We start from the raw sequence: 13,824 nt of genomic DNA on the forward strand, positions 1-13,824 counted from the left end.
CATTTAGGTTAACATTCCACCATCAACATTCAACACCTGCCCAGTTACGTAGTCGGAAAGGTCTGATGCCAGGAATACACAGGCATTGGCCACATCTTCCGGGCTTCCGCCACGTTTTAATGGAATGCCTTCTCTCCAACCTTGAACCGTTTTCTCGTCCAATTTCTCGGTCATCTCTGTTTCGATAAAACCAGGCGCAATCGCATTGCAACGAATGTTTCTAGACCCCAATTCCAAGGCTACGGATTTGGTAAACCCGATCATTCCTGCTTTAGAGGCGGCATAGTTGGTTTGTCCGGCGTTACCTTTCACCCCTACCACGCTGCTCATATTGATTATGGATCCTTTGCGCTGTTTCAACATGGTGCGTTGTACGGCTTTGGTCATATTAAAAACGGACTTTAAGTTGATTTCGATAACTTGGTCAAAATCAGCTTCGCCCATGCGCATCAATAGGTTATCCTTGGTGATTCCAGCGTTATTGATCAGTACATCGATTCTACCATCAAAGTCCGCAAGTACTTTGGCCACAAGGGCTTCAGAGTCCTCAAAACTGGCGGCGTTGCTTTTGTATGCCTTAGCTTTAACGCCCATTTCGGTCAGTTCTTTTTCCAACTCCAAGGCAGGGCCTTCGCTGGAACTGTAGGTAAATGCCACATTGGCACCATGTTTGGCAAATACTTCGGCAATTCCTTTTCCAATTCCTCTACTGGCTCCTGTTATAATTACGTTTTTCCCTTCCAAAAGTTTCATCTGTGGATATTTATTTGTTTCTAACTATCAGATGCAATTCGCCAATTAACACTTTTAGCAGTGTCCAAAATTGTTATGGCTCATTTCATACAATGATTGTGTTTGAATGGTTGTTGACTAAAATATTCGTTATTATCCGTTTTACTAAAATTCGTCATTTCGAGTGGATTTCACGACAGTAAGAGTAAAATTTGTATCGAGAAACAGAATTTTCATCTAAAAAGTTCTCGATACGATTTTTCGTTTCTCAAAATCACTCGAACTGACACCTACAACTATTTTTAGTTTCAAAATCCAAAACTGGTCAAATATAGTTGTTGTTTTATGTTTAGACGAAAAAAAATCCCGCATAAAACGGGATTTAGTATGGTTTTAACGGTTGGTTACCCAACCACTTCCTTCACCTTTACGCCGATTTCAGCAGGAGAATCCACTACGTGGATGCCACAATCGCGCATGATTTTTTTCTTGGCCTGGGCCGTATCATCACTACCTCCAACAATGGCTCCAGCGTGTCCCATAGTACGTCCCGCAGGTGCAGTTTCACCGGCAATAAAACCGACTACAGGTTTTTTGCTTCCGCTTTCTTTGTACCATCTGGCTGCTTCTGCTTCCAATTGACCACCGATTTCTCCAATCATCACTACACATTCGGTTTCTGGGTCGTTGATCAATAGTTCTACCGCTTTTTTGGTGGTAGTTCCGATGATGGGGTCCCCTCCGATTCCAATGGCCGTAGTGATTCCCAAACCTTGTCGAACCACTTGGTCAGCAGCCTCATAGGTAAGTGTTCCAGATTTTGAAACGATTCCCACTTTTCCCTTTTTGAAAACAAAGCCGGGCATGATGCCTACCTTGGCTTCTCCAGGAGTGATTACACCGGGACAGTTTGGACCGATCAATGTGCAATCCATATCCTTGATGTAATCGTTGGCCTTTACCATATCAGCAACAGGAATACCTTCAGTAATGGTAATGATTACCTTGATTCCTGCATCGGCAGCTTCCATAATGGCATCCGCAGCAAAAGCGGGTGGAACAAAAATAATGGTGGTATCGGCACCTACTTCTTTTACGGCTTCTTCCACGGTGTTGAAAACTGGTTTTCCCAAATGCTGTTGACCTCCTTTTCCAGGGGTAACACCACCAACCACGTTGGTTCCGTATTCAATCATTTGTTCGGCATGAAATGTTCCTTCACTACCGGTAAATCCTTGTACAATTATCTTTGAATCCTTGTTTACTAAGACGCTCATATGTTTAACTTAATGTAGAAATACAAAAATATGGTTTACTAAAGTTTTTATCTATTGATTTCTTAAATCTTTTTGAGTTTTTGCAAAATCTCTGGAATCTTTTTGATGGATGCGATCTGTTTCAGCTTTTCACGTGCCTCCTCGGCCGGATATCCAAAATAGGTCTTTCCTCCTTCGAGGGATTTGGAAATTCCGGATTGGGCCAAAATCACCGCTTTTTTGCCAATCGTGGCTCCACTCGTAATTCCTACTTGTCCCCAAAGGGTCACTTCATCCTCAATAATGCAACAACCCGCAATACCTACATGGGATGCAATCAAACATTTTTTGCCTATCACCGTATCGTGCCCCACTTGGATTTGGTTGTCCAATTTGGAACCTCTCCCAATGGTTGTTGACCCTGTTACGCCGCGGTCTATGGTGCATCCTGCGCCGATATCCACATGGTCCTCGACAACCACATTTCCTCCGGAAAGCAATTTATCAAAGCCTTCGGGTCTGTTTTTGTAGTAGAACGCATCGGCTCCGAGCACGGTTCCTGCATGGATGGTCACATGGTCACCAAGTACACATCCATCGTAAATGGTAACATTAGGGTGAATGACGCAGTTCTTTCCAATCCTAACATGGTTCCCAATAAAAACATTGGGCTGTATTACGGTTCCCTCCCCTATTTTGGCGCTTTCCGAAATCGAGAATGCCGCGCTTTCAAAGGGTTTAAAATAACGCGTCAGCTTGTTGAAATCCCGAAATGGGTCGTCTGAGACCAGCAAAGCCTTCCCTTTGGGACATTCCACTTCCTTATTGATGAGTACTACTGTGGCCTTAGATTGAAGCGCTTTATCATAATATTTGGGGTGGTCTACAAATACGATATCGCCTTCTTCAACCACGTGGATTTCATTCATACCCAAGACAGGGAAGTCATCATCGCCTACAAAATCGGCATCAATGATTTCTGAAATTTGCTTTAGGGTATAGGTTTTGGGGAATTTCATTCCAACTATTCTTTGGCGCGTTCCAAGTAAGCCGCTTTCTCCGTATCGATCTTTATCTTGTCCCCTTCATTGATGAAAAGTGGTACATTGATCTTGGCACCGGTCTCCACGGTGGCAGGCTTGGTCGCGTTGGTGGCCGTATTTCCTTTTACTCCCGGTTCAGTATGGGTTACCTCCAATACGACACTTGCCGGCATTTCAACAGAAAGTGGCATATTATCCTCTGCATTGAAGATGATCGTCACCACTTCGCCTTCTTTTAAAAGATCGGAAGCATCAAGAGCATCCTTTTGCAAGGCGATTTGGGTGTAATCGTCCGTGTTCATAAAATGATAGGTGTCCCCTTCATTATATAAAAATTGATATGAACGGGTCTCTACTCGAACATCCTCTATTTTATGTCCTGCAGAAAACGTATTGTCCACTACTTTCCCGGTGGTCACACTTTTAAGTTTGGTACGGACAAAAGCAGGTCCCTTACCTGGTTTTACATGAAGAAACTCTATAATCTTATAGATGTCGTGGTTGTATCGGATGCACAACCCTTTTCTTATATCAGAAGTACTTGCCATAAATTTAATTTGAACTAAAATAACCTTTCATGATCCCTCGTTGCGAATCTCTAATAAATTGAAGAATCTCGTCTCTTTCTGGAGTCGCCTCCATCTCCGCCTCAATTATGGATGCCGCTTGGGAGTTGTTGTAGTTTTGTTGATACAGTATTCTATAGATGTTCTGGATTTCCCTAATCTTGTCGGATTCGAAACCCCTTCGTCGCAATCCAATGGAATTGATGCCCACATAGGAAAGGGGCTCCCTTGCCGCCTTAACATATGGTGGCACATCTTTACGCACCAAGGAACCTCCAGTTACAAAGGCATGGTTACCTATAGATACAAATTGGTGCACCGCTACCATTCCCGCCAAAACTACATTCTGACCAATGGTAACATGTCCTGCCAGGGTAGAATTATTACTGAAGATACAGCCATCCCCTACAAAACAATCGTGTGCCACGTGGCAATAGGCCATTATCAAGCAATTGTTTCCGATCACTGTTTTCATACGGTCGGAGGTACCTTTGTTTATGGTGGCACATTCCCGAATGGTGGTATTATCACCGATAACAACGGTGGTATCCTCTCCTTGATATTTTAAATCCTGGGGCATCGCAGAAATAACGGCTCCCGGAAAGATACTACAGTTCTTTCCGATTCTGGCCCCCTCCATAATGGTGACATTGGAACCAATCCAAGTTCCCTCCCCAATGGTTACATTGTTATGTATGGTGGTAAAGGGTTCAATAACCACGTTTTTTGCGATTTTGGCCCCTGGGTGAACATATGCTAATGGTTGGTTCATCTACGAATCTGTATTTTTTGTTTTTACAATCTGTGCCATCAACTCCGCCTCTGATACCAATTTCCCGTTGGCATACGCATAGGCTTGCATGTGGCAGATTCCCCGTCTTATCGGAGAAATCAAATCGCATTTAAATATTAAGGTATCCCCAGGAACTACTTGTTGCTTGAATTTCACCTTGTCAATCTTCATAAAGAAAGTAAGGTAGTTCTCTGGGTCCGGTACGGTGCTCAGCACCAAAATTCCTCCCGTCTGGGCCATTGCCTCTACCTGTAACACTCCGGGCATTACCGGCGCACCAGGGAAATGTCCCACGAAAAACGGCTCGTTCATGGTCACGTTTTTCACGCCCACTACATGACTATCGGAGAGCTCCAAGATTTTATCCACCAACAAAAATGGCGGACGGTGCGGTAATCTTGCCATGATTTCATTCACGTCCATGAGTGGCTCTTGGTTCAGGTCGTAGCTGGGGACTTTATTTCTTTTTTCTATTTTAATGATTTTAGACAGTTTTTTGGCAAACTGTGTGTTTACAAAATGACCGGGCTTATTGGCAATGACTTTACCACGGATACGGGTTCCGGCCAAGGCCAAATCACCGATTACATCCAGAAGTTTATGCCGAGCGGCCTCATTCGGATGGTGTAAGGTCAAATTATCCAGAATTCCGTTGGGCTTCACGGAAAGCTTTTCCTTGCCGAAGGCCTTTTCCAATTTTTTCATGGTAGATTCGGAAATTTCCTTATCCACATAAACGATTGCGTTATTCAAATCGCCACCTTTGATCAATCCGTTTTCCAACAGCATTTCCAGTTCATGCAAAAAACTAAAGGTGCGGGAATCTGCGATTTCGGTTTTAAAATCGGACATGGTTTCCAAAGTAGCGTTTTGAGTACCCAAAACTTTGGTTCCAAAATCGACCATGGTGGTCACTTGGTACTCATCGGCCGGTATAACGGTAATCTCACTTCCCGTGGTCTCATCTTTATAGGAAATTACGTCCTTTACCACATATTCCTCACGTTCCTGGTCCTGTTCCACGATACCTGCCTCTTCCAGGGCTTCAACAAAAAATTTGGAAGAACCGTCCATAATGGGTGGTTCTGGCGCATCCAATTCGATAAGTACGTTGTCGATATCGAGACCCACTAGCGCAGCCAACACATGTTCGGAGGTATGGATCTTAACGCCATTTTTCTCCAAATTGGTCCCTCTTTGGGTATTTACCACATAATTGGCATCGGCCTCAATGATGGGCTCTCCTTCCAAATCGATTCTTTTGAAGGCATAACCATGGTTTTCTTCGGCTGGAAGAAAGCTCATAATTACATTTTCACCCGTATGTAATCCTACACCCTGTAGCGTCACTTTTTTCGCTATGGTGCGTTGTTTATTGCTTGGTTTGCTCACCTTTTACTCTTTTTTCTATGTTAGAGATTTGATTTGCCAGTTTGGGCAAATTCTTAAAGTGTACATATGATTTGTTGAAGTCGCCATAATTCAAGGCTGGAGATCCTTGCAGCACTTCATCATCCTTTACGTTTCTTCCAATACCCGACTGGGCTTGGATACGGACCCTATCCCCTATGGTGATGTGCCCTACGATACCAACTTGGCCTCCGATCAAACAATTTTTACCGATTTTAGTAGAACCGGCTACCCCTGTCTGGGCGGCTATGGCCGTGTTTTCTCCAATCTCCACATTGTGTGCGATTTGGATTTGATTGTCCAATTTCACGCCTTTGCGCAGAATGGTAGACCCTAAAGTGGCCCTGTCGATGGTCGTTCCTGCACCAACATCCACATTGTCTTCAATGATAACGTTTCCTGTCTGCGGCACCTTGCTGTATTCGCCATTGGCATTGGGGGTAAATCCAAAACCGTCGGCACCGATAATGGCTCCTCCATGTATCACGCAGTTGTTGCCAATGATTGTCTCAGAGTATATCTTGGCACCAGCAAAAACAACCACATTATCTCCAATTCGTACATTGTCACCAATATACGCGTTGGGATAGACTTTAACGTTATTTCCAATTTTTACATTGTCGCCCAAATAGGCGAACGCTCCCAAATAGAATTCGTCACCGTACGAGGCTGTTTCGGAGATATAGCAAGGATTTTCAACCCCAACTTTGTTGTTTTTAACCTGGTTGTAATATTCCAAAAGCTTGGAAAAGGATTTGTAGGCATCTTCAACCTTGATCAAAGTGGTTGAAATGGATTGCTCTGGCACAAAGTCCTTGTTTACTATGGTTATGGAGGCTTTGGTGGAATAAATGTAAGAGGTGTATTTTGGATTGGCCAAAAAGGTCAAAGAGCCTTTTTCGCCTTCTTCAATCTTGGATAGTTTATGGACAGCGATTTGAGGATTTCCCTCAACTTCCCCTTCTAAGATTCCGGCAATTTGGGTAGCTGTAAATTTCATTGGTGCAAAAGTAACAAAATTTGTTAAACGGCTTTCTTCGGATAACAGCTGTAATATTTGGTGACGGTTTTTGCCAACGCTTTTAGGCTTAGCTGGTCCGACTCCTTTAACACATCTGAAACTTTTCCGTTCTTTTTCAAAATCTGAATCGCCTCGTCCCTGCTGTAGGCCCTATTGGAAATTTCTCCTTCAAAGACAAAATTGGAAGCTTCTTCAACGGAAAGATCATGATTTTTGATGATCCAATCCAATTTTTCCTTCAATTTTTCTTGCGCTATGGGCCGCTTTTTCACTTTGACGTGCAAAAGTCTTCGCTCCAACAACATACCGCACAATTTGGAAAGCACAAAATCATCGTCCGATTGCCAGCTTTTTAGTGCTCCCAAAATATCAATGTCATCCAATTTCGCGAATGTTTCCAACACTTGTTTGTCAAAGTTTAAGGTACCATTGTTCTTTAAAAAAAACAATAGCGGCTCACTGCCGGGAAGATTTTTTCCTTGACTCAACAATAACCTGGCCCGCTGCATAATGCGCACTAGCAATTGCTCGGCCACCAAGCCTGTTTTGTGAAGGTATACTTGCCAATACATGAACCTTCGGGCCATCAAAAACTTCTCCACGGCGTAAATGGCCTTTTCCTCGACCATTAAGTCACCATCCACCACATTGAGCATGGAAATCAGCCGTTCGGAATTGATGTTTCCTTCGGTGACCCCAGAATAAAAACTGTCACGTTTTAGATAATCCAAACGGTCCATGTCGAGCTGACTCGACACCAATTGGTTCAAAAACGACTTCGGATAATCTCCTTTAAATATGGATATAGCGGTATCCAATTCTCCGTTGAACTCTTGGTTGAGTTCCATCATAAATCGCAAAGAGATTTGTTCGTGACTTATTTCTTTGGCCACAAAACCCTCTAGGGCATGTGAGAACGGCCCGTGGCCGATATCATGTAGCAAGATGGCGCACAGTAGGCCCTTTTCCTCCTCTTCTGTAATCTCTACATTTTTTAACTTTAGCACCTGAATGGCCTTTGTCATTAAATGCATGCTGCCCAAGGCATGATGAAATCGGGTATGATGTGCTCCGGGATAGACCAAATACGATAGTCCCATTTGGGATATGCGCCTCAACCGTTGGAAGTAAGGATGCGAGATGAGACTAAAAATTAGTTCGTTGGGAGTTCCAATAAAACCGTAAATTGGATCGTTGAAAACATGAAGCTTATTGGTTTTTACCAAAGTTTTTCGTTTTAATTCCCACAAAGATAATCACTATATGAACAAGATAACAATTCTTTGGGTCGATGATGAAGTAGACCTTTTAAAGCCACACATCCTATTCTTGGAAAGCAAAGGTTACAAGGTGGTCACCAGCCAAAGTGGTCAAGATGCGCTGGAGGAAATACGGGAGGACTTTTTTGATATTGTTTTTTTGGATGAAAATATGCCGGGACTCTCTGGATTGGAAACCTTGACCGAAATCAAAAAATACGATGGTTCCATACCCGTAGTGATGATCACCAAAAGCGAAGAGGAATATATTATGGACGAGGCCATCGGGTCCAAAATTGCCGATTACCTCATTAAGCCTGTCAACCCCAACCAGATTCTACTCTCCTTAAAAAAGAGTTTGGACAATTCCCGCTTGGTATCCGAAAAGACCACCGCAAACTATCAACAGGAATTTCGAAAAATTGCCATGGACCTTTCCATGATCAATTCCCAAGAAGAATGGGTAGAATTATATAAAAAGTTAATTTATTGGGAGCTCGAACTGGAACAAATCGAGGATTCGGGGATGTTCGAAATATTGGAATCACAAAAGGTCGAGGCCAACTCCCAGTTTGGAAAGTTTGTGGACAAAAATTATAAAAGTTGGTTCAAGGAAGGGGACGCCCCTGTGATGTCCCACACCCTTTTCAGGAACAAAATCCAGCCCGAACTGGAAGGCCATAAAACCCTTTTGGTTGTCATTGATAATTTACGGTACGATCAATGGCTGGCGTTCGAGAAAACCTTATCAGTGCACTATAAAAAGAAACAGGAATGCGCCTATTTCAGTATTTTGCCCACCGCTACGCAATACGCCCGAAACGCCTTATTTTCTGGCCTGATGCCTGCGGATATGGAAAAACAGTATCCCGATTGGTGGAAAAACGACACCGACGAAGGCGGCAAGAACCTACGCGAAGCGGAGTTTTTGGGTGAACAGCTCAAACGTTTGGGACTTGACCTTAAGTGGGAATACCACAAAATCAATAACCTGAAGCAAGGAAAACAATTGGCCCATAACTTTAGGGCACAAAAAGACAACGATTTGACCGTAGTGGTCTATAATTTTGTGGACATGCTGTCCCACTCCAAAACGGAAATGGAAGTGGTAAAGGAACTTGCTTCCAACGATAAGGCGTATCGCTCATTGACCTTGAGCTGGTTCAAGAATTCACCTTTGTTGGAAATCATCCAACAAGCACAGGATTTGGGCATGAAGTTGATTTTGACAACGGACCATGGCACCATCAATGTTAAGCAGCCGTCCAAGGTAATCGGGGATCGCGAAACCAGTCTCAACCTAAGGTACAAAACGGGAAAAAGCCTTACCTATCAGGAAAAGGATGTGCTTGCCACCAAAAATCCGCAGGAAATACATTTGCCCAATATCAATTTGAGCAGCAGCTATATTTTTGCCAAGAACGACTTATTTTTTGCCTATCCCAACAATTACAACCATTATGTCAGCTATTACAGGAACACCTATCAACATGGTGGGGTATCCTTGGAGGAAATGATCGTTCCCTTTGTAGTGTTGGACCCAAAATAAGCATAGCGTGAAACGACAATTTCAGTTGGATGACATCCACCAGATAGCCAAAGAGGTCCTTCAAAACGCACCCAACAAAGTGCTTTGCCTGTATGGAGATATGGGCGTGGGCAAAACGACTTTGGTGAAAGCAATGGTAAAAGAACTCGGGGCGGTGGATATTGCCAACAGCCCTACTTTCGGCCTCGTAAATGAATATTGCGATACAAATGACGTGCCCCTAGCCTATCATTTTGATTTTTATCGACTCGAGGATGAAATGGAAGCCTTGGACATGGGCTTCGAGGATTACTTAAATTCGGACGCGTGGTTGTTTATAGAATGGCCAGATAAAATTGCCTCCTTGTTACCAGACGATGCTGTGGGGGTATTCTTGCACTTTATCGAAGAAAGCACGCGTTCAATCGAGTTAAATGTTTCTTAAAACACAATCGGTCTATCTTCAAAGAAATTATTGCACAGAGCAAGCCGATTTCGATGAAATGACATTTTTTTACGTTAAAAAACCAATTTTATCGATAAAAGGTGTGGTTAGTTGAAATATTTTCCTACATTTGCTTTGTGAATGAATTCATTTATTAACCAAAAACTCTTTTACGATGAACACTAAAAAAGTTTTTTTTGGATTACTAGCTGTTGCATTTTTGGCAATGACCGCTGTTTCGACTAGCGTTGTTAAAATTGACAAAGACCAAACTACTAGTATTAAAAAAAGTCAGCTTAAGAAATTATAGTTGATTTTATCCTAACTGTCTAATAATCCCTTTTTTCGGAAAGGGATTATTTTTTTTTACAATAATCCGTCCTTTTTTTAGTTATCTACAACAATGAAGGACAAGGCTAGAATTAGAAAGAAATTTGTAATAGAAGGAGTAGTGGCACTTTTTATCGCTATTTCTCCTCTACTATTTTATGGATATAAATATTTGCCAGTTGGTGTCGAAACATGGACATTCCTTGGTATAGATTTTGGTCACAATGGGTTCGATGATGTTAGTTTGGCATTTTATTATTACTTGAACAAAGTTGTTCCCCTTCTCTTATTGGTCATCTGGTTCGTCACTTCCAAAAACTGGTGGTACCACGCTATATTGATCCCCATAGCTATGTACAGTTTTCAATTGTTCACGGTATTGAATTACTCCAACAGTGAACGCATTGACGAAAATGAGATCCTGTATGTTATCGCTGTGACTATGGTGGTTATACCCATCGTGTATTTTATCAGGGTAAAACTGGTGGATAAACACGTGCATGGCATTGATTTGGATGCGATGGATACCGAGCTTCAAATTCTAAAGGAAAAAGAGGAATTGCGTAAAGAGCGCGAGAAATTGGAACAGCGCAGAAAGACTGCTTCAAAAAAAATGTAAATTTGCTCAAATACCTTTAGGTATCTTGAATAGATTTACTGCATATGAGCCAAGCTTCCTCTCCTTTTAGCAAACAACAACTGCTTCCCCAAGAAGAAACCCTGGAGGTCATTAAACAAAAGGGCGAACTTTTCATTGGAATTCCCAAAGAAAACCAATACCAAGAAAAGCGGGTTTGCCTTACCCCAGATGCCGTAAACGCTATCACGGCAAACGGTCATCGTGTATTGTTGGAATCCGGAGCTGGTGAAGGGGCCAATTTTTCGGATATTGACTATACCAATGCAGGAGCCGAAATCACAAGGGACACCAAAAAAGTGTTTTCCTGTCCGTTGATTTTAAAGGTGGAACCTCCCACCCTTTCAGAAATAGATATGTTGAACCCGCAGACCATTGTTATTTCTGCGCTACAAATAAAGACCCAGAACAAGGAATATTTTGAGGTTATGGCCAAGCGAAGACTAACGGCCATTGCCTTTGAATACATCCGCGACGATGATGGCAATTATCCTGCGGTCCGTTCCTTGAGCGAGATTGCGGGCATCTCCTCCATTCTCATTGCTTCCGAACTAATGTCGAACCCGTCAACAGGGAACGGATTGATGTTCGGTAACATTAGTGGTGTTCCACCGGTGGAAGTCGTCATTATCGGAGCAGGAACCGTGGGCGAATATGCAGCAAGGTCCGCTTTGGGATTGGGTGCCAATGTGAAGGTGTTTGACAATTCCATCAGCAAACTCAGGAAACTACAGACAAATCTGAATCGGACCTTGTACACCTCTACCGTGCAACCCAAAAACCTATTAAAATCACTAAAACGCTGCGATGTGGCCATTGGCGCAACCCGTGGAAAGGATCGCTCCCCTATTGTGGTATCCAAATCCATGGTGGAAAATATGAAAAAGGGTTCCGTAATCATTGATGTAAGTATCGATATGGGCGGTTGCTTTGAAACCTCGGAGATCACCACCCACAGAAAACCTACTTTTGAAAAGTACGGTGTGGTCCATTACGGTGTGCCGAATATCCCATCGCGCTATCCGCGTACCTCCTCCATTTCCATCAGCAATATCTTTACGCCCTATTTATTGAAAATCGGTGAAGAAGGAGGCCTTGAACATTCGCTCAGGTTTGACAAAGGACTGCGCAACGGACTCTACATGTATCACGGTATTTTGACCAACAAATCGGTAGGCGATTGGTTTGGGCTGAACTACAACGACATTAATTTTCTTATTTTTTAATTGAAATGGCATTTTTGAAACGATTGGGATGGTACTTGGTTGGCCTATCCATAGGATTGATTTTTTTGGTTTTTATACTGAAGAAAAAAACAGGGGAAGGTGGCTTGGATTTTTGCTATTTGCCCAATTGTAGGGTACTCAAGGATATGCGGTCCAAACCCATAACGTTCTCAGAGAATTTGCCGGAAACATACCGTGACACCCTACTAATACAGTCATTCTTAAAAGAAGGCGACGTGGATTTTGGGAAAAGTGATACCAAATCCGAGCCTTGTAAAACCTATGTGATTTCACACGAGCATGCGGGACAAGAATGGGAACTTACCGCAAAAAATTGTAAAGAGGAAGTATTGGTGGAAAGTGTAACCGCCTTTGACTAATCCTCCAACTTCCTACGTTTCCGTTCCTTTTCAATTAAAGCGAGTTCCCTGGAAGTTTGCCCCGCAACAGAAGTGTTTTCTTCTGCCCTGCGTATCAAATAGGGCATTACATCCCGAACTGGTCCGTAGGGGACATACTTCACGGCATGGTATCCTTGAGCGGCCAAATTGTAGGTGATATGGTCGCTCATTCCAAATAATTGCCCAAACCAAATACGGCCATCGTTGGATTCGATGCCCCGGTCCTCCATTAAATCCACCAGTTTTAAGGTGCTTTTCTCGTTGTGCGTACCCGAGAAAATGGAGAAGTCCTTCAAATGCTCCATCATATAATCAATGGCAGCATCAAAATTTTCATCAGTCAGTCTTTTGTTTTTGCAAATGGGGCTTTCATATCCTTTCTCATCCGCTCTATCGTTCTCCTTCTCCATGTAGGCTCCACGCACTACCTTGGCGCCAATCTTAAATCCTTCTTCCTTGGCCATTTCGTGCAATTTCACAATATAGCCCATACGGTCCCAACGGTACATTTGGAAGGTATTGTAAACAATTGCTTTTTCTTTGTTGTATTTGCGCATCATATCGAGCACAAGGTCGTCTGCGGCATCCTGCATCCAACTTTCCTCTGCATCAATAAGCAAGGCCACATCCAGTTGATGTGCCTTTTGGCAAACTCTGTCAAACCGGTTCACCAAACGGCCCCACTCTGCTTGTTCATTTTCAGATAGCTCGCTTCCTTGGGATACTTTCTCAAATAGCTTAAAACGACCAAAACCGGTGGGTTTAAACACCGCAAAGGGCATGGCATCCTTCTCCTTTACAAAATCAAGGATCTCCAAAGTCTTTTCCATGGCAAAATCGAATTGATTGTCCACCGATTTTCCTTCGGCGGAATAATCCAAAATCGAGTATACCCCGTTACCGTACATATTATCGATAATGGGCAAACAATCCTTTTCATTCACTCCACCACAGAAATGATCAAAAACGGTGGCCCTGATCAACCCCTCAACGGGTAAATGGGCCTTTATGGCAAAATTGGTCACCGCGGTACCAATACGCACCAGGGGTTCTTTGGAAATCAATTTGAATAAGAAATAGGCTCGCTCCAACTGGGAGTCCGACTTTAGCTCAAAAGCTATTGCAGTATTCTCAAAATTCGGTCGCATTAATTATCATCCATTTAAGATTCAAAGAT

General features: G+C 43.0%; 15 protein-coding genes. 6 read left to right on the forward strand and 9 right to left on the reverse strand.

Translation table 11 applies throughout. The features are described from left to right. Positions 1–3 precede the first annotated feature (3 nt). The 8 genes from fabG to EO130_RS13035 form a co-directional block, all read right to left on the reverse strand. Positions 4–753 carry a 3-oxoacyl-[acyl-carrier-protein] reductase gene (gene fabG, locus EO130_RS13000; protein ID WP_127141934.1) on the reverse strand — a complete coding sequence of 250 codons (750 nt, stop codon included), beginning with the start codon at positions 751–753 and terminating at the stop codon, positions 4–6. Between the two features lie 383 nt (positions 754–1,136). Then, positions 1,137–2,009 (reverse strand): succinate--CoA ligase subunit alpha, encoded by an 873-nt coding sequence (sucD, locus tag EO130_RS13005; RefSeq protein ID WP_127141935.1) that lies wholly within the window; start codon positions 2,007–2,009, stop codon positions 1,137–1,139. A gap of 62 nt (positions 2,010–2,071) precedes the next feature. After that, a complete protein-coding gene (locus EO130_RS13010; protein ID WP_127141936.1) occupies positions 2,072–3,007 on the reverse strand; it encodes a UDP-3-O-(3-hydroxymyristoyl)glucosamine N-acyltransferase in 936 nt (311 codons plus the stop codon). A gap of 5 nt (positions 3,008–3,012) precedes the next feature. After that, complete coding sequence (gene efp / locus EO130_RS13015; RefSeq protein WP_127141937.1) at positions 3,013–3,579, reverse strand: elongation factor P; 567 nt, start codon at positions 3,577–3,579, stop codon at positions 3,013–3,015. Positions 3,580–3,583: 4 nt separating this feature from the next. Continuing rightward, a complete protein-coding gene (lpxA, locus tag EO130_RS13020; protein ID WP_127141938.1) occupies positions 3,584–4,369 on the reverse strand; it encodes an acyl-ACP--UDP-N-acetylglucosamine O-acyltransferase in 786 nt (261 codons plus the stop codon). After that, complete coding sequence (locus EO130_RS13025; RefSeq protein WP_127141939.1) at positions 4,370–5,782, reverse strand: bifunctional UDP-3-O-[3-hydroxymyristoyl] N-acetylglucosamine deacetylase/3-hydroxyacyl-ACP dehydratase; 1,413 nt, start codon at positions 5,780–5,782, stop codon at positions 4,370–4,372. Next, positions 5,763–6,800, reverse strand: a complete 1,038-nt coding sequence (gene lpxD, locus EO130_RS13030; protein WP_127141940.1) for a UDP-3-O-(3-hydroxymyristoyl)glucosamine N-acyltransferase — start codon at positions 6,798–6,800, stop codon at positions 5,763–5,765. The genes EO130_RS13025 and lpxD overlap by 20 nt, the downstream gene beginning before the upstream one ends. A 23-nt stretch (positions 6,801–6,823) precedes the next feature. After that, a complete protein-coding gene (locus tag EO130_RS13035) occupies positions 6,824–8,047 on the reverse strand; it encodes an HD domain-containing protein (RefSeq protein ID WP_127141941.1) in 1,224 nt (407 codons plus the stop codon). Between the two features lie 37 nt (positions 8,048–8,084). Between EO130_RS13035 and porX the strand changes: the two genes are divergently transcribed. The 6 genes from porX to EO130_RS13060 all read left to right on the forward strand — a co-directional run bounded on the left by porX (position 8,085) and on the right by EO130_RS13060 (position 12,626). Further along, positions 8,085–9,629 carry a T9SS response regulator signal transducer PorX gene (porX, locus tag EO130_RS13040; RefSeq protein ID WP_127141942.1) on the forward strand — a complete coding sequence of 515 codons (1,545 nt, stop codon included), beginning with the start codon at positions 8,085–8,087 and terminating at the stop codon, positions 9,627–9,629. A 7-nt stretch (positions 9,630–9,636) separates the two neighbouring features. Continuing rightward, on the forward strand, positions 9,637–10,053 hold the full coding sequence (tsaE, locus tag EO130_RS13045; protein WP_127141943.1) for a tRNA (adenosine(37)-N6)-threonylcarbamoyltransferase complex ATPase subunit type 1 TsaE: 417 nt from the start codon (positions 9,637–9,639) through the stop codon (positions 10,051–10,053). Positions 10,054–10,228: 175 nt separating this feature from the next. Further along, entirely contained in the window at positions 10,229–10,363 is a 135-nt protein-coding gene (locus EO130_RS15645) for a hypothetical protein (protein WP_262707327.1), read from the forward strand. A 93-nt stretch (positions 10,364–10,456) separates the two neighbouring features. Next, on the forward strand, positions 10,457–11,002 hold the full coding sequence (locus EO130_RS13050) for a hypothetical protein (RefSeq protein WP_127141944.1): 546 nt from the start codon (positions 10,457–10,459) through the stop codon (positions 11,000–11,002). A gap of 44 nt (positions 11,003–11,046) precedes the next feature. Next, positions 11,047–12,246, forward strand: coding sequence for an alanine dehydrogenase (locus tag EO130_RS13055; protein WP_127141945.1), 1,200 nt, complete (start codon positions 11,047–11,049; stop codon positions 12,244–12,246). 5 nt (positions 12,247–12,251) lie between these two features. Further along, a complete protein-coding gene (locus EO130_RS13060; RefSeq protein WP_127141946.1) occupies positions 12,252–12,626 on the forward strand; it encodes a DUF4258 domain-containing protein in 375 nt (124 codons plus the stop codon). Here the strand turns inward: EO130_RS13060 and EO130_RS13065 are convergent. After that, a complete protein-coding gene (locus EO130_RS13065; protein WP_127141947.1) occupies positions 12,623–13,795 on the reverse strand; it encodes a proline dehydrogenase family protein in 1,173 nt (390 codons plus the stop codon). The genes EO130_RS13060 and EO130_RS13065 overlap by 4 nt on opposite strands. Between the last annotated feature and the right edge of the window lie 29 nt (positions 13,796–13,824).

The organism is Flagellimonas marinaquae (assembly GCF_003992675.1).
Classification (GTDB): domain Bacteria; phylum Bacteroidota; class Bacteroidia; order Flavobacteriales; family Flavobacteriaceae; genus Flagellimonas; species Flagellimonas marinaquae.